This window comes from Inquilinus sp. (assembly GCF_057815775.1).
On record NZ_JBYRFX010000851.1, the window covers coordinates 1 to 16,591 of the forward strand.

Consider the following 16,591-nt stretch of genomic DNA (forward strand, 5'->3'; position numbering starts at 1 on the left):
GGAACGGGCCGTCCGGCACATGGGTCAGGGGGTTGAGCAGCCCCGACGCCGTGATCTCGCCGCGCGCCAGCATCTGCGTCACGATGCTGGCCGGGCCGCCGACGCCGATGCTCATGCCGAACAGGCCCGTGGCGAGGTCGCGTTCGATCACGAGATCCGAGGTCACGGTCTTGCCGCGACCGCCCTGGACGCCGCGGAAGACGTTGCGCATCACGCACAAATCCTTCTCGGCCGCGCCGTATTGCAGCTGGGGACCGAGCAGCCGGCCGAGGAACTCCCGCGGGCTGACATCGCCGGCCAGGCCCGGCACCGGGTCCTCCGAGAGGAAGCCGAGTTGCTTCAGCGGCGCCCAGAAGGCGGACCAGCCCGGCCAGCGCAGGGTGTAGCGGCCGGTGCGCCGGAGCGACCCGGTATTATCGAGCATTTCGGCGTAATGGAGCGCATCGCCGTTCGGCAGCGCTTCAAGCGTGCCCAGCCCGGCCACCTCGATCTCATGGATGAAGCGGTTGTCGTGCTGCTGCGCGGCCGGGATCTCGACGCGTTGGCCCTCGTCGAGCAGGACCGACGCGCGGTTCTGGCTCATCAGCACCATGTCGAAGTTCCAGCTGACCTTGTAGGACAGCGGCCCGGTCCGGGCCTTGGGCTCGGGGATGCCGCCGCAGTAGGAGTCGATCGCCGTCACGGTGTCGAATTGCCGCGCGGCGCGCTGGTACAGCACCAGGTCGATGCCGGGATCGAGGCCGCATTCGGTCATCACGCCGATGCCTGCGGCCGCCGCGGCCGGGCCCAGATCCGCGATCGACCTGGCATAGTTGGTGGTGACGATCGGCGTCCGCGTCTCGATCGCGGCCATCACCGCCTCACGCATCAGCGGCAACGGCATGAGGTCGATGGCGACGTCGACATCCCGCATCACCGCCGCCAGGGCCGCACGCATCGGCCCTTCGGGCCTTACGAGGCGCACGCGGTCCGGATCGACCAGGCCGGCGAGCCGGTCGAGCCCGCCGGGGGCGGTGTCGACACAGACGATCTGCGCGACGCCGGCGCTGGCGGCCAGGTCGGCGATCGCCGCCCGCCCCTGGAGGCCCAGCCCGCCGAGCACGGCGACTTTCACGACATGGCCGATCCGCGCAATTGCGCCTCGGGCTCGTCGGACCAGCACCCCTTGGGCAGGCCCACCCATTTGTTGCAGGACGCCATCACCACGAAGGTCTCGCTGCGCGAGATCTCACCGGGCTCGCCGACCTTGGGGATCAGCTCGCTGGTCACCCGGTAGAGGTCGGCGACGTCGTCGGCCACCACCACCTCGGCAATGATGTCGAAGCGGCCGGTGACGACCGAGGCCGAGGTGACGAAGGGCAGATCGGCGATGCGCTGTGCGATCTCATGGATGCGGCCCCGCCCCAGCGTGTTGATGCCGACGATCGCGGAGATGAGCTCGGGCCGGGCCGACAGGTTCAGCAGCCCGACGATCTTGACCACGCCCTGATCCACCAGGTTTCGCAGGCGCGAGCGGGCCGTCGGCGCCGACACGCCCATCTTTTCAGCCAGGCCACCGGCGCCGAGCTGCGCATCTTCGGACAGCAGCTTGACCAGCCGCCGGTCCGTCGGGTCAAGGCGTTCCCTCACACACAGATCTTTCATTTTTTGAAAAAATCTAGAGAGAAATTTTTCTTCTGAACAATATATATGACTTAATTTTCCATTTAGCAAGACCACAACTCGTGGCGGCGACTGACACGATGCGAAGCAAAGTCTGATCTTGGCGCGATCGGACCTCGCCTTGCGGTCGGCATCGGCCATCCGTCAGGGTGGACTGCCCCACCGGTCGAACGACGAGTCTGGCATAGACTTCGCAAGGGTGTCAGAGCGCGTGCGATTGCGATGACCCGGCGGGAATCGGTTAGACGTGGCTGTTCGGGATGCCGTCGACCTATAGTCGGTGGTCGTCGCTGTGCGCGGCAGGAGGATGAGTATTCGCCTGAACGCCCGGCTGAAGAGCGCCATAAGCGGCCGCGGTGCGGGTGCCCCGAGACCGGACATCGCCCAAACCCGCCAGATCCTGCCCTTCCTGGCTAGGTCAGCCGGACAGCGACGCTCGAAACCGGCCATCCGAGGCGCCTTCCCGAAGCGGACGTGGCCGGATTCGAGCCATTGCCCCCTCCTCTCCAGCCTATTTGTCTGCGAGGAGCCTACCCGTAAAATTCCTGACCCACAGGCTCTCGTGTCGCCGGCAGATCCGGGCCGAGGCGTACCTCTTCCAACGCCCGTGTTCCATCGCCTTGTCGAGCGGGAACCCAGCAGAATTGCTTTGGGAGATCACCTCTAGGCAATCCATGGTAAGATCCGAAGGATAATGAACTCAGGCGAAGGCACGCACCGGGACAATGGGTTACGATCGGACAGAGGTGATCTCCGGAGACGCGGCGGATCGAATTTTGGAAGTAACGGAACGGTTATTCGCTGAAAAGGGGATTAACGTTTCGTTGCGTGAGATCACGACGATGGCCGATGTGAACCTCGCGGCTGTCAGTTATTACTTTGGCTCGAAGACAAAGCTCGCCGAAGCGCTCTTCGATAGGCTGTCACGGCGGGTCAATTTGCAACGTCTTGAGGATCTTGAGGCCCACATCGGTGCAGCAAATGCCAAGGGCGAAACGCCGGCGCTTGAAGCCATCATCCGCGCTTTTGTCAGGCCGTATCTCGACCCGTCGGAGAAGGGAAGGTTGCTGGGCCGCCTGATCATGCAGCACCGTATCGAGCCATCAGAGCTCACGCGCACTGTCATCGCGAAGCACTTTGACCCGATGGCATCTCGCTTCGTCGAGGCTCTGCAACTTGCCTGCCCGCATTTAACAGCCGAAGAGGTCTATTGGCGCTATTCCTTCATGATCGGATCGATCGTCCTGACGGTCACGGACCTTGGGCCAGAAAGCCGGCTCGGGCGACTTTCCAGTGGATCGATCGATCCAACTGATAAGGTGCGCCTGGAGGAGCATCTGGTCGCTTTCCTGCTCGGCGGCTTCCGCTCTAGCATCTAGAAGGCCGGGGTCGGTATAAATATTGTGCATCCTGCCCGGCGATATAAACTCATTCCGCCGATGTGATCTCGCCGACGCAATCGCCGAAGCCGATTGGTGCATAGCCTGCACGGTTGCACTGCCCACGCATAATAATCGTGTCGCCGTCCTCAAGGAAACGCCGGGACTCACCCGAGGGAAGTAGGACCGGTTGATTGCCGCCTTGGGATACCTCGAGCAGAGAGCCGTAGCCGGACGGATCAGGTGCTGAAATGGTGCCGGTGCCCAGGAGGTCGCCCGGTCGGAGGTTGCAGCCGGCGACGGTATGATGGGTCAGCATTTGGGCGATCGTCCAATACATGTGCCGGGCGTTCGAGAGCCCAAGCCGATGCGGTGGCAGTCCCCTCGCGGCCATGATCTTTGTCTGAATCCGGACCTCCAGTTCGATGTCGTAAGCGCCATGTGCCTGGTCTGCGTCATCGCGCAGGTAGGCAAGAGGCGCTGGATCACCATCGGACCGCCTGGCTTGCTCCGTGCGAAATGGTGCCAACGCCTCGGCCGTGATGACCCAGGGCGAGATTGTGGTCGAGAAGCTCTTGGCCAGGAAGGGCCCGAGCGGCTGATACTCCCAGGTCTGGATATCGCGCGCTGACCAGTCATTGAGGAGGCTCAACCCAACCAAATGGCTTGCTGCTTCACCGATCGGGATAGGCGCGCCGATTGCGTTGCCCGGTCCAACCCATGCGCCGAGCTCCAGTTCGTAATCGAGTCGTTGAGAGGGCATCAGCACCGGTTCATCGGCCTCCGGTCGCTTCACCTGGCCGTTCGGGCGCCTCACCTTTGCCCCGGACGGACGGATAGACGAGGCACGGCCATGGTACCCGATCGGCACATATTTATAGTTGGCCATCAACGGATTATCGGGCCGAAACAGCTGGCCGACATTGGTTGCATGGTGAATGCCGGCGAAAAAGTCGGTGTAGTCTCCGATCGCCGCGGGGACATGCATCCTCACTGAGCCGGCATCGACCAGATGTGGTTCGACACTCCCCCGAAAGCCGTCCTTGGTCAGCAGGTCGAACAGGGCAAGCCGCAGCACTCGTCGTGGGACGGCCCCCAGCGCGAACAACCCGTTGAGCGCGCCTTGTTGCACGGTCGCCTCGACGGCCCGTGCCGCATCTCCTGACAGTGTTCCGTCACGGAGGAGCGCTTCGAGATCGACGATGACATCGCCGATAGCCACGCCAGGACGCCGGCGGCGATCCCCCATATCGAAGATGCCGAGCGGCAGGTTCTGGATGGAGAAATCATGATCGCGATTGGCGCTCTCAACCCATGAGGTTGCCCGCGCGTCATGGGTATGGTCGATGACTGCCATGGAGGGGCCTCCGTTAGATGGCATCGGTGGGTTTTGGTCGGCCGAGCGAGATCGCTATGAGGCTGATGATGCCGACGGTGACCAGGAAGAGGGCGACCGGCCAGGTGTCCTGGGCCCAGGCATAGAGGCCGGAGCCGATGGCTGGGCTAAAACCGCCGAGGATGCCTGCAGCAATGGTGTAACTTGCGGAGATGCCGCTGTAACGCAGCCTGGCGCTGAAGAGCTCCGAGACGAACGCCGGAATGACCGAGAACAGCGCGCTGATCCCAACCATCGCCAGGCAGATGGCTGCGGTAACGCCCCCAAAGGTCCCCAATTTGACGAGTGCGAAAAATGGGAAGGCACTGACGGCCGTGACAGCAGCGCCGAACAGGGCCACGGGCTTACGGCCGATATAGTCCGACAGCAAGGCAAACAGCGGGAGCATCACCAACTCCGCTGCGGACCCGATCAACACCGCGTTCAGGACCGTCTGTCGCGGCATGCCGACAGTCTGTGTTGCGTAGGAAACAACGAAGAGCGTTTGGACATAGAAGGCAACTGTCGTTGCCAGCACGGCACCCGCTCCGATGAAGATCGTCGTCAATTCTTGCGAGAACACTTCAGACACCGGTCGCTTGGCGACCGACTGGCTGTTGAGGAGCTTGACGAACTCAGGCGATTCAAAGAGCTGCATGCGCAGAACGAGACCCACGATGACAAGAATTGCACTCAGCAGGAAGGGAATGCGCCACCCCCAGGAGAGGAAATCTTCCTTCGGCATGAGCGCCAAGGCGCCAAAGGCAGCGGTCGACAGGAACAAGCCGATCGGCGATCCCATCTGCGGGAAGGAGCCATAGAAGCCCCGCCGGTTGGGCGGTGCATGCTCAACGGACATCAGGACCGCGCCGCCCCATTCGCCACCAAACGCGAACCCTTGGATCATCCTGAGGGCGATCAGGCAAATCGGTGCTGCGACGCCGATCTGGCTGTATGTCGGCAGCAGGCCGATGGCAAAGGTGACCACGCCCATGACCATCAATGTCGCGACCAGCATCGACTTGCGCCCGACACGGTCGCCGTAATGGCCGCAGACCAGGCCGCCGAGAGGCCGCATGATCGCCCCAATTGCAAACGTAGCGAATGCCAGAGCGGTCCCCACCACGGCGTCATAGCTCGGAAAGAAAATCTGACCGAACACCAGCGCCGAGGCTGTGCCGTAGATGTAGAAGTCATACCACTCGATACAGGTCCCAATGAGGCTGGCGATCGCGGTACGCCGTGCATCGGAAGTCGCGCCCCTCGACTGGGTGACAATCATGGCATTCCCCCTATTTGATCTTGTTCTGGTTGGTACGGGTGACCGGACTTCAGGCCTCGACGAGTGCAATGACGCGAGACCAACCGGCACTAGCCGCGGCCAGCTTCACGGGGAGGGCGAGTACGGTGAATCCCGTTGGCGTGGGAATTTCTGCGAGGTTGCAGAGCTTTTCTATCTGGCAATATTCTTTCTCGCGCCCGAGGAGATGAGCCTCCCAGAACTGCGACTTGCCCTCGGCATGCTCATCGAGCATGACCGCAAACGGACGGTCGAGGCCCCACGCGTCGATGCCGATTAGCTTGACGCCACGGTCGACGAGATATTCGGTCGCCTCACGGGTGAGGCCGGCATGCAGATTCTCGTAGCCTGGCGCCTTGAAGTGCTTGGAGACATCAGTGCGGATCAGGACGATGTCGAGCGACTTCAACTGGTAGGCGATGCGGGCAAGCTCTGCTTCGACATCCTCAGCCGTGATGCCGGACCCGGCCGGTTTGCCTGTGAAGTCGAGCAGGACGCCATCGCCGCAGACCCAATTCATCGGTACGTGCTCGATCGTGCGGGCGGGCTTGCCATCGGGGCGGCGGCCATAATGGGAGGGCGCATCGACATGCGTACCGGCATGAGTGCCGATCGTTACGCTCTCGCTTGCCCACCCAAAGCCTCCCGGCCAGTAGCTTGCTGGGATACCCCGCTGCTTCTCGACAAATTCCGCTGACGTCCCCGTCTTGAGGTAGTTGATTTGATGCGGGACTGGCTCGAACGAAGAACTGCTGTTGTCGAGGATGTCACTGAGGTCAATGGCACGGAATGTCCGGCCCGCGATGCGGATGGTCTCGGTCACGGTCTTTCCTTGAGGTTTGCGGCAGCCGTCAGGACGGCGCGGACGATGGGCTCGTAGCCGGTGCAGCGGCAAAGGTTGCCGTTGATGGCCTTGCAGATCTCCGGCTCGTTGGGCTGAGGATTGCGGCGCAGGAGGTCCGCGGCCGGCATCAACATCCCCGTCGTGCAGTAGCCGCATTGGAATGCATTTTCGGCCAGGAAGGTCACTTGCAGCGCGCGCATGATGGGGCTGCCATCGCCTTCGAGCGTCGTAATCGCACAGCCTTCCGCCGAGAGCGCCAGGCTCAGGCAGGCCTTGGCGAGGCGTCCGTCGATGTCGATGGTGCAAGCGCCGCAGTCGCCCGTCAGGCAACCGATCCGCGACGCCTTCTGTCCGAGCTCGTCGCGCACAACGTTGACGAGCAGCCGGCGTGGATCGATGTCAATCGCCGTGCGACGGCCATTCAGGCAGAGGGTCAGCGGCATGCTCTGCCTAGCGGCCATCGAGGCCTCCAAAGGCTTGCATGACAGCGCGCCGCGCGACCTCTGGCGCAATGGCCTTGCGATATGCCGCCTCGCCCAGAACGTCGCTCCAGCCTTCCGCGATAAATCCCGCTGCCCGGTCCGCTAGCGATCGGGCACGGGAGGCGCTGATCTCATCCAGGGTGTCTTCAAGGGTCGCCGGAGCCGTCCCGGCAGCGCCGATGGTCACGCAGATGAAGCGCTTGCCCGCTTCGTCTGCCCGGATGATGCAGGAGGCGGTGACGATCGGCCACGAGCTGCCGGCAATCTTTGCCTTCTCATACCCCGCGGCAACGATGGGCAGACCAACGGGGATCCGGATCTCGGTCAGCAACTCGTCCGCCTGGCGGTCGGTTTCGAAGGCGCCGCGGAAAAACGCCCGCGCCAGCACCGTCCGACGACCGGCCTTGCTGGCGAGGACAAACGATGCGTCGAGGTTCGCCAGGCACCCTGGTGCATCCGAGCTCGGATTGGCATAGCAGGCAGAGCCCGCGAGGGTGCCTTGGTCCGTGATGCTGCGGCCGCCCGTGATCCCCGCCGCCATTGCCTTCAAGACGGGAAGGTGGCGCTCGACGAGGACTGATCCATAGGCGGTGTCATATGTCGCCTTGGCGCCGATGATGATCGAAGCGCCTTCCTGGCGAATGGTGCCGAGGCTGAGCCGGCCAATATCCATTACGGCAGGTGGCTTCACGGCTTCGCGGCTCATGTTTGGAACCAGGGCTGTGCCGCCGCCGATCACGGCCGTCCCCGGATGGGTCGCAAGCATCTCCACGGCCTCATCGATCGAGGCCGGTGCGAGGAAGGCGAACGGGGCGGCGATCATAGGCTGCCGCCCGTCATCGCCGCCAAGATGCGCGGCGGCGTTAACGGGTAGTGCCTGAGGCGGGCCGCAGCCTCCTGCCCGATGGCGTCGGCGACGGCATTCGCCGTCGCGGCCATGGCGCCGCCCAGCCCGGAGTCGCCGGCACCCTTCATTCCGAGCGGATGGAAAGGACTTGGCGTCACGCGATGGCCCATGCGGATATTTGGCAGATCCGGCGCGCGCGGGAGGAGGTAGGCCTTGAAGCGATCTGCGATCGGGTGGCCCGCCGGATCGCTTGCCATGCGTTCCCAGAGCGCTGCACCGATTCCCATCGCCACCGCACCGCGGATTTGGCCCTCGACAAGGCTTGGGTTCACGACGTGGCCGCAGTCATGGACGACGGCATAGTCGAGGACGCGCACGATGCCTGTTGCGCTGCAGACCTCGACGGCTGCGGCATGGACCGAATAGGGGAAAGACGGATAAGAGCTGATCCGACCGTGCTGGTCGGGCGTGTGGCGAACGTTGAGGGTCTTGTAGCTCTTGGTCGCCTGCAGCGGCAGCTCGACCTTGTCGGCCATCGTGAACGTCTGAGTGTAGACCGCAAAGATAGCCGTCTTGAATGGAATGCGGCGGCTCCGATCCTTGAGGCTGACGAGGTGGCCTTCGATGAAGCCGACATCCTCTGCGTTGGTCTCGAGAAGGGTCGCGCCGCATTCTGCCAAGCGGCCGGCCACATCACGGGCCGCTTCGACCGCAGCGGCCCCGCCGAAGATCAGACTGCGGCTGCTGGTATTGCCGGCGCCAAAAGGGCTGATGTCGGTATCGCCTTGCAAGACCCTGACGAGGCTGGGCGGCACGGCAAAGACGTCAGCCACAAGCTGCGCAATTCCCGTTTCGTTGCCGCCTCCCGGGGATGTGACGCTTGCGAGCACCACGATCTCACCGGATGGGTCGAGCCGAACGGTCGAGGTCTCGAAGCCGCTCGGCAGTGAACCTGGAAAGGAGGCTCCCTCCGGAGTGAGTTCGAAGGCAATGCCGACGCCGACCGCTCGCGTGTCATCGTCTGTTGGCCTGCGACGCATCGGCCAACCCGACACGCATAGCATCGCTTGCAGGTCACTGAGTGCGGGCCCGTACGAACCGCTATCCAGAAGCATCCCGGACGGAAGCCGATGCGGGAATGCAGATTCGGCCAAGAGATTCTTGCGGCGAAGCTCGACCGGGTCCATGCCGAGCGCCGCGGCAAGCCGATCGACAGCACGCTCCATGACAAGGTTGGCGATTTCCTTGCCATAACCCCGCACGCCTTGCCACGGGGCCTTGTTGGTGGTGACGAGGCTGCATTCGACCTGGCAGTTCGGGACGTCGTAGACCGACGGAAACACGGAAGCAGCGACGAGGCCCATCTGCCAACCTCCCACCGCCTGGATGACCCCGACATCGGCCACAATCCGATTGGCGAAGGCGGTAATCTTTCCTTCGCGCGTCGCGGCGATTTTGAAGTGATGCTGCTGCTCGCGGCCACGCGCCAGAAAGCACTCTGCACGGTCCTCAATAAAGGCAACCGGGCGCTTCAACATCATGGACAGCGCACCCACGATGACCTCTTCGGGATGACCGACCATTTTGAGACCGAAGGTGCCGCCAATGTTTGGGGCGAGCACCCGGACCTGGCTTTCCTTCAGCCGCAGTGCCTGGGCAACGGCCCAGCGAGACGGATGCGGCATTTGGAAGGTGCCGGTCAGCGTCAGATGCTGAGCGCGGCTATCCCACTCGGCAACGTAGCATCGCGGTTCCATCGGCGCGCTCGTCGAACCGTCGAATGAGATCTCGTCTTCGACAATGACATCGGCGGACGCAAAGGCTGCCTCAACGTTGCCCTCCTTGATCAAGTCGTGGACAGCAACATTGGTGGTCCATCCGGCATGGACGATAGATTGGTTCTCCAGTGCCTCGCGTGGATCGAGGATGGCGGGCCTGACGTGGTAGTCGACCGACAACTGGCTGACCCCGAAACGGGCGTCTTCCGCGGTCGTCGCGACGACGGCGATCACGGGTTCACCGACATACATGACCTCGCCCACCGCAAGGGAGCGGACGTCAAGAGGACCGGCGAGCCGGTCCTTGGCAAAGCGGGAAGGCGTCGGGTCCGTGATCAGAGCAAGTTCTCGGCCGTCGACAATTGCGACGACGCCGGTGGCGGCGAGAGCCAATTCCCTGTGGATGGCGGTGATCGTCGCACGGGCATGGGGGCTGCGGACAAGGCTGACATAGAGGGCGCCGATCGGAATCAGATCTGCCGAATAGGCGGCGCGACCCTCGACAAAGCTGGTGCCATCAAGGCGCGGAATGCTTGTCCCGACGGATCCCGTAGGCGCGTGAGAGTGCATGTGTTGGATCTCAGTCGGATGACAAAGAAACGGTGACAACGGCGTTCGCAATGGTGCCCCGCGCCGATGTATGACGACTTTTTGAGAGTGCACCCGGTGGCGCTTTGGCCCGGCCAAAGACGTCACATCCATTCAAGCTGGCGCCATAAGGAAACATTCGCCGACGTCCCCTTCACTGCCCAACGGTTAGTGGGAAAATCTCCATCGCTTATTCCTGCGGCAATTCCTGGCAACGACGACAGCGTCCCCAGCTGGTTTGCGGCTCGAAGGCGACGAAGCCACGGAAGGCCGTGGACCGCTGAATTGAGAGAAGTCAGCGACTATCTGCGGGATCGAAGACCTTGCGCTGGATCGGTCGTCGCCCGAGCGCTGGCCACCTCGAGCATTTCGCCATCGTCGCCGAGCGTCGATGCAGCAGTGCCCCCTAACTCAACGGTTCGCACGACCTCGTTGAGGGACTCTGTGCGCATAGTTCCAACTCGGCCGATGAACGACTTGGATCACATAGGGAGTTCCCATTTGCTCCTTGCTAAACATCAGTTTTAAACATCTGTTTTAATCCGTCAAGCCTGCGCTTTGCCCCTCGACGGCGGATCGCTGCCGAACTCAGGTTGTGGGCTTCGGAGCCCTATGAGGGTGACGGCAAATTGCCCACCCCAGACGTTGCTCGCAGGTGGCCTTAATCTGGCGCCACAGCCGGTCTGAGCCGGTTCGAAGCGCTACACCGAGCCGACGGCCACCCTCACTGCATGAACCATCCATGGCTGACGACGATGGACTGCCCGGTCAGGGCACTTGTGGGGAAGCCCGCCAGGAAGACCGCGGTCTGGGCGACGTCTTCGACCGTGGTGAACTGGCCATCCACCGTGTCCTTCAGCATGACGGTTTTGACCACGTCCTCTTCGCTGATGCCGAGCGCGCGAGCCTGTTCGGGGATCTGTTTGTCCACCAGGGGCGTCCGTACAAAGCCCGGGCAGATGATGTTGGCGCGCACGCCGTGTGCCGCGCCTTCCTTCGCCACGACCTTGGTCAAGCCTTCAAGGCCGTGCTTGGCCGTGACATAGGGGGCTTTGAGGACCGAGGCCTCCTTGGAGTGCACCGATCCCATGTAGATGATGCTTCCACCGGTGCCCTGCGCGTACATGTATTTGAGACAGGCGCGGGTGGTGAGGAATGCCCCATCGAGGTGGATCGCCAGCAGCTTCTTCCAATCACCGAAATCATAGGTGACGAGCGGTCCAACGATCTGGATCCCGGCGTTAGATACCAGGACATCGATCCCACCGAACCTGGTCGCCACTGCAGCGATCCCAGCCTCCACCTGCGCTTCGTCCGTGACATCCATCGCCACCCCAACCGCGCGGGCGCCCGTGGGATCCAAGGCGAGTGCGGTCGCTTCGGCAGCCTGACGATTGAGGTCGGCGATGGCCACCTTGGCGCCCTCGGCCAAAAACGCCTTCGCGATGTCCTTGCCGATGCCGCTGGCTGCTCCGGTGATGATAGCCGTCTTGTCCTTGAGCGACATGGTCAATCCTTTTCGAGCGACATGTCGCCGGCGCCCAGGGCGCTGACGAAGTCGTAGACGTTGAGGGAATATGCGCCTTCGGGTGGTGTCAGCACCTCGGGACGGGCAAGTGTCGCGGCGGCGTCGCGAAGACCAGCCTGCCAATGCTCGTCCATGGTGCGGCGTGAGAATTCGTAGTCCTTCGACTGCCCCTCGTAAGAGGCGGAGCGATAGATCAGCTGGACCAGATTGTAGGCCGCGGGATCGATGGCCTCAGCCAGCAGTCTCGCCGGCGGCAAGGCTGCCAAGTCGGCAGGCAGCTGTCCGAGGAGGTCGTTGAAGGCCGAATGCAGCGCCTGCAATCGGCGAAAGGTGTCCGTGGCGGATCGGGTCCGGCTGGAGAATTGAACCTCCTTCATCCGCACCGCGACCTCGGCCAGATCGCGGGGCAGCGAGCCACGGGCGCTCCACAGATCGACCTGGAAGATCAAGGTGCTGAGGTGGGAGTGAGCGGAAAGCACCCAGTCAAGCGGCGTGTTGGACACCAAGCCGCCATCCCAGTAGCGCTCACCATCAATCTCGACCGCATCGAACGCGGGCGGCAAGGCGCCGCTGGCCATGATGTGCTCGGGGCGGATCGTGGTTTCGTGGTTGTCGAAATACGCGAAGTTTCCGGTGCGTACGTTCACCGCCCCGACGCTGAACCGCATGGTCTTGGCGTTGATACGGTCGAAATCCACTAGCTCTTCGAGGGTAGCCTTCAAAGCGGCGGTGTTGTACCAGCTGGTGGCACCCTGTGTGCCGGCCGGCCGCAAATAGGGGGCCGGGATACGGGGAGCGAAGAACCCAGGCACCCCCTGAGTCATCGCTTGGCTTGCGGCGAGCTGGTTGATCCAGCTGCGGCCGGCGTCGCCGCTAAGCAAAGATGCCCAGAACCCGAACCGGTCACCCGCCGGCAGATCGCTGACGCGCTCCCAAAATCGTCGGAGTTTGGCAACACGCTCCTCCGGCGCGTTGCCCGCGATGATGGCGCTGTTGATCGCGCCGATTGAAATACCGGCGATCCAGGTGGGCTCGACACCGGCTTGGCGAAGCGCCTGATAGACCCCGGCCTGGTAGGCGCCGAGTGCCCCGCCGCCCTGCAGAAGGAGCGCCACGCTCTGGAAGGCGCTTGCTGTGGGCTTGGCTTTCTCTTTCGGTGCGGTCGCCGGCGCGGCGCGACTATTCACGTTCGGGTACGGGCACGTTGAACCCGTTCAACGTGGTGGAGACGAGGGCGTAAAGGCCGACCAGGTAGATCAATTCATTGGCGCCGTCTTGGCCAAAGGTCTTCACGGCGAGGCTATAGAGCGGTTCGGGCAGCGTCCCGCCGCGGCTGAGTTTGAAGGCCACGTCGTAGGCCACACTTTCCTCGGGAGTGAAGTCGACGGGCTTGACGTCGGCGACGATGGTCGCGAGACGGCTTGCGGACATGCCTTCGCGCTCGGCCACGGCGATGTGCGCATACATTTCGTAGGCGGCGTCATAGCGTGCGCCGACCACCAGGATCGCGATCTGGCGGACATTGTCGGTCAGGACAGCGTTGGCCGTCATGGCCAAGGTGAGATTCCAGATTGCCTTGCCGATCGCCGGCTCATGCAGCCATGGATTCCACGGGCCCATCAGCGCGCCGTCCTCGCGCTCCACCTTGAAGGCGTTGAAATTGCTGGCAATGCCTTCGCGCATATCGTCGTAAAGCGGCCTCTGCTCGGCCGAAAGCTCGGACGGGGGGATAAGCGGCAGACGCATGGGAAATTCCTTTTGAGACGACGAACGGGTGGCCGCCCCGGGGGCGCCAGGGGATGTCAGAAAGCGAGGTTCAGGGCTGTCCCGCGCCTGGACCATCCAGGAATCTGCCGAGATAGCCGAGCAACTCCGCCGGCTTCTCTTCAGCGATGAAATGGCCGCTGCCAACCACCCGCAAGGTCTCGGAACCAGGCGCCTTGGCGTCCAGCGACGCCTTCAGCCGACCGAAGCCTGGTCCGCCAAGGCCGAGCACCGGCATCTTGAGCGGGCCGTATGTCGCATCGTCGGCGATATCTTGGGGAAAGGCCTGGTACCAGCCGTTGCCAGCGCGGGTCCCGTCACGGGTCGAGTAGGCGGCCGCATAGACTGCTCGGTCACGGGCATCGATGGCAGAGTCGTCCTTGGACATGTAGTGGAAGAACCACGCCTGCTCCAAGCCGGCCCTTCCCTCCAGCAGGTCTTCCGGAAGTCCCTTGACCTGATGGAAGGCGAACCACCAGAGGTAAGGGTGGTCATCGTCGACCCGGTCGCCGAAGGTGCCGAGCTCTGGTAGCAGGCGCAGGTTCAGGTAGCCTTCCGAAGGATGCGCCACATCGAGCATCACCAATTTGTCGACGAGGTCCGGATGATTGGCGGCGAGGCTGAAGGCCACCATCGCCCCGATATCGTGTCCGACGACGTCGACTTTGTCATAGCCGAGCTGGTGCGCCAGCTCAGCTATGTCGCTTGCCATAGTCTTCTTGTCATAGCCCCCTGACGGCTTGTCGGAGCTTCCCATGCCGCGGAAATCGATCGACAGCACGCGATGCGTCTTGGCCAATGCGGGCATGACCTTGTGGTAGGCCCACCACGTCTCCGGCCAGCCGGGAAGGAGCAAGATCGGAGCTCCCTTCCCTCCTGCCACATAGTGCAGACGGATGCCGTTGACTGTCGCGAAATCGCTTTTGAATCCGGGGAGCGACCTGACCAGAGCCGCGTCGGACACGTCGTGGCGGATCGTCGTCCGGGGCCGCGACGGATGCGCCTCGCCTGCCGTTGCGGTCGCAGCACCGAGCGCCAGGACAAGCGCGGCAAGATAACGTCGGAAAACCATGGCGGTTTGACCCTGCGAACCGGTTGTGACCCTGGGGAAGACGTGGCGTCGACCGGGCCGGCGCTTGGCGAACGGCGGCCGCAGCCGACGCTGGGCGGTCACGGCTTAGGGAAGATATTCCCGATCTCGCGCCCGAGATTGTATTCGATGTCGCTGCGGGTCTGGAGGCCGCGCTCGAAAAGCTGCGCGGTGAAGGACTGGAATTCCGGTCGCGCCGCGGCGCCCCAGAAGGCGTCCGACTGCGGCGGATATTCGCTGTCCGGCAGGCGCGTGTATTTGTTGATGTACTGCTTGATCTCGGCGATCACGCGGCGGTCCCATTTCGACACGCGCGTGGCGTAGGCCATGACGAACGCCTCGAAATCGGCATCGGGGATCGCCCGGTTCACATAGCCGTACTTTTCTGCCAGGGCGGCTGAGTAGTCCTCGCCACCGATCAGGATCTCGAATGCGCGGCCGCGGCCGACCAGAGCTGGCAGCCTGCCGGCCGCGCCACCACCCGGAAGGGCTGAGAAGCCGACTTCCATCTGGCCGACGATTGCCCTCTCCAGGCTCGCGAACCTGAGATCGGTCGAGAGGATAAATTCACTTCCCGCCCCGCGCGCAATCCCGCGGATGGCGGAGATTGTGACAGCCGGCACGTGCGAGAGGCGGACCAACACGTCCACCCACGCGGCGAAGCCGGTGGGACTTGGAAGGGCTTCGGCTTCCGCCGGGTCGGCCGCAAGGTCGTAATGGGCGAGGAAGAAGTCCGGATCGGCGCTCTCGAACACGACCACATTGACGGTCGTGTTGCTCTCGAGCTCCGTCAGCAGCTGCTTCAGGTCGGAAATCATTGCCGGCCCAATGACGTTGACCGGCGGGTTGTTGAAGGCGACCCGCCAGAGAAAGGGCGACGTCTGGGTCAGCGTGAACTGGGTGGGCTTGAAGGTGTCGATGGCCATGTGGATGTCCCGATCTGTCTTCGCGGCTTGCACCGGTGGTGTTCATCGCAGGCTGGATGAGGACCACGATGCCAGCGCCTTGGGTGGGTAGGAGGCCGCGAGCGGCCCCTACTGGGCGGCCCGTTCGATGTCGGCCGCGAGGGCGTCCGGCTGGGTGATGAAGGGTGTGTGCCCGGTGTCGATCGTCATCTCCAGACGAACAGGGGTCGCCTTCGCCATCTCGATCTGGAACGGCGTGCTGACGACCTGGTCGCGCAGGGTCCGGATCGCGACCTTGTCGACTTTGCCGAACCGGGATGCGGTCAGGGCTACAGGCGTGGCCAAGGGCGCTAGCGGCTCCTCGACGACGGCGGCCGCCACCATGGCCTGGACGGCGGGGGGCGCATCATTCGCGAACAGGGCGCCGCCGGTTGCAGGCGCCACGGACGCATATCCCTTCTCCTTGTCGACCGCGAGAATGGGTCCGAGCTTGCTGCCCTTATCGGCTGTGGCGAGGGTGAGCAGGGACTGGCCGTTCTGCGGGATATAAGCTGCGACATAGACGAGGGTTTTGATCTTGGACGGCTCCGCCTCGGCCTCGGCAGAGATCGTGAAGCCGCCGAAGCTGTGCCCGACCAGCACGACGGGTCTCCCCTCCCCGGCGATCGCCTTGGCCACCGTCTGCTGGTAGAGAGCCAGCGTCACATCACCCATGGGCATCTCGTTGCCACGCCGCCCGGGCAGGTTGACGTTCTTGACGGTGTACCCATCGTGATCGAGCTTCGCGATCACCCGATCCCAGACATCCGCAGTCTCCAGCGCGCCGTGGACCAGGACGATGGTCGGCTTCGCCGACGCGGCGATAGCAGGAACTGAAACGGCGGCAAGCATAACCGCGCAAATAGTCGTGGATAATTTCATCGTTGAGCCTCGGTTGCCGCCCTTCTACTCGTGGAGAGCGGGGCGGTATCTTTCCGTATCTGTTGTGGAGGCTACCCAATCCGCGTTCGATCAAACACCATACGTAGGTGTAGCCGTGCGGCTCCTGC

At 63.3% G+C, this 16,591-nt stretch carries 15 protein-coding genes; 1 reads left to right on the plus strand and 14 read right to left on the minus strand.

Features of this window, described 5'->3' with window-relative positions; translation table 11 throughout:
- Positions 1-1,114, minus strand: a 1,114-nt coding sequence (locus AC3XYG_RS30425) for a saccharopine dehydrogenase family protein (protein WP_489143625.1), incomplete at its 3' end; no start/stop codon positions are given.
- Positions 1,111-1,803: an Lrp/AsnC family transcriptional regulator gene (locus AC3XYG_RS30430; RefSeq protein WP_489143626.1), complete on the minus strand. Its 693-nt coding sequence runs from the start codon at positions 1,801-1,803 to the stop codon at positions 1,111-1,113. The genes AC3XYG_RS30430 and AC3XYG_RS30425, both read right to left, overlap by 4 nt.
- A gap of 605 nt (positions 1,804-2,408) precedes the next feature.
- On the opposite strand from AC3XYG_RS30430, the gene AC3XYG_RS30435 reads away from it, so the two are divergent.
- The gene (locus tag AC3XYG_RS30435) at positions 2,409-3,041 is read left to right on the plus strand and encodes a TetR/AcrR family transcriptional regulator (RefSeq protein ID WP_489143627.1); all 633 of its coding nucleotides are present in this window, start codon (positions 2,409-2,411) and stop codon (positions 3,039-3,041) included.
- 49 nt (positions 3,042-3,090) lie between these two features.
- On the opposite strand, the gene fahA is transcribed toward AC3XYG_RS30435, so the two are convergent.
- The 12 genes from fahA to AC3XYG_RS30495 all read right to left on the minus strand — a co-directional run bounded on the left by fahA (position 3,091) and on the right by AC3XYG_RS30495 (position 16,463).
- Positions 3,091-4,398, minus strand: coding sequence for a fumarylacetoacetase (gene fahA, locus AC3XYG_RS30440; protein ID WP_489143628.1), 1,308 nt, complete (start codon positions 4,396-4,398; stop codon positions 3,091-3,093).
- Positions 4,399-4,411: 13 nt separating this feature from the next.
- Positions 4,412-5,698, minus strand: a complete 1,287-nt coding sequence (locus AC3XYG_RS30445; protein ID WP_489143629.1) for an MFS transporter — start codon at positions 5,696-5,698, stop codon at positions 4,412-4,414.
- Between the two features lie 49 nt (positions 5,699-5,747).
- Complete coding sequence (locus tag AC3XYG_RS30450) at positions 5,748-6,539, minus strand: cyclase family protein (protein ID WP_489143630.1); 792 nt, start codon at positions 6,537-6,539, stop codon at positions 5,748-5,750.
- Complete coding sequence (locus tag AC3XYG_RS30455) at positions 6,536-7,003, minus strand: (2Fe-2S)-binding protein (protein ID WP_489143631.1); 468 nt, start codon at positions 7,001-7,003, stop codon at positions 6,536-6,538. Before AC3XYG_RS30455 ends, AC3XYG_RS30450 begins: the two co-directional genes overlap by 4 nt.
- A 7-nt stretch (positions 7,004-7,010) precedes the next feature.
- Positions 7,011-7,865 (minus strand): FAD binding domain-containing protein, encoded by an 855-nt coding sequence (locus AC3XYG_RS30460; RefSeq protein ID WP_489143632.1) that lies wholly within the window; start codon positions 7,863-7,865, stop codon positions 7,011-7,013.
- Complete coding sequence (locus AC3XYG_RS30465) at positions 7,862-10,237, minus strand: xanthine dehydrogenase family protein molybdopterin-binding subunit (protein WP_489143633.1); 2,376 nt, start codon at positions 10,235-10,237, stop codon at positions 7,862-7,864. Before AC3XYG_RS30465 ends, AC3XYG_RS30460 begins: the two co-directional genes overlap by 4 nt.
- A gap of 742 nt (positions 10,238-10,979) precedes the next feature.
- Positions 10,980-11,762, minus strand: a complete 783-nt coding sequence (locus AC3XYG_RS30470; protein WP_489143634.1) for a 3-hydroxybutyrate dehydrogenase — start codon at positions 11,760-11,762, stop codon at positions 10,980-10,982.
- A 2-nt stretch (positions 11,763-11,764) separates the two neighbouring features.
- Positions 11,765-12,970 (minus strand): patatin-like phospholipase family protein, encoded by a 1,206-nt coding sequence (locus AC3XYG_RS30475; protein ID WP_489143635.1) that lies wholly within the window; start codon positions 12,968-12,970, stop codon positions 11,765-11,767.
- On the minus strand, positions 12,963-13,529 hold the full coding sequence (locus AC3XYG_RS30480; protein WP_489143636.1) for a carboxymuconolactone decarboxylase family protein: 567 nt from the start codon (positions 13,527-13,529) through the stop codon (positions 12,963-12,965). Before AC3XYG_RS30480 ends, AC3XYG_RS30475 begins: the two co-directional genes overlap by 8 nt.
- A 70-nt stretch (positions 13,530-13,599) precedes the next feature.
- Positions 13,600-14,721, minus strand: a complete 1,122-nt coding sequence (locus AC3XYG_RS30485; RefSeq protein ID WP_489143637.1) for an alpha/beta hydrolase — start codon at positions 14,719-14,721, stop codon at positions 13,600-13,602.
- Entirely contained in the window at positions 14,718-15,563 is an 846-nt protein-coding gene (locus AC3XYG_RS30490; RefSeq protein WP_489143638.1) for an enoyl-CoA hydratase/isomerase family protein, read from the minus strand. Before AC3XYG_RS30490 ends, AC3XYG_RS30485 begins: the two co-directional genes overlap by 4 nt.
- 108 nt (positions 15,564-15,671) lie before the next feature.
- The gene (locus tag AC3XYG_RS30495) at positions 15,672-16,463 is read right to left on the minus strand and encodes an alpha/beta fold hydrolase (protein ID WP_489143639.1); all 792 of its coding nucleotides are present in this window, start codon (positions 16,461-16,463) and stop codon (positions 15,672-15,674) included.
- Positions 16,464-16,591 lie beyond the last annotated feature (128 nt).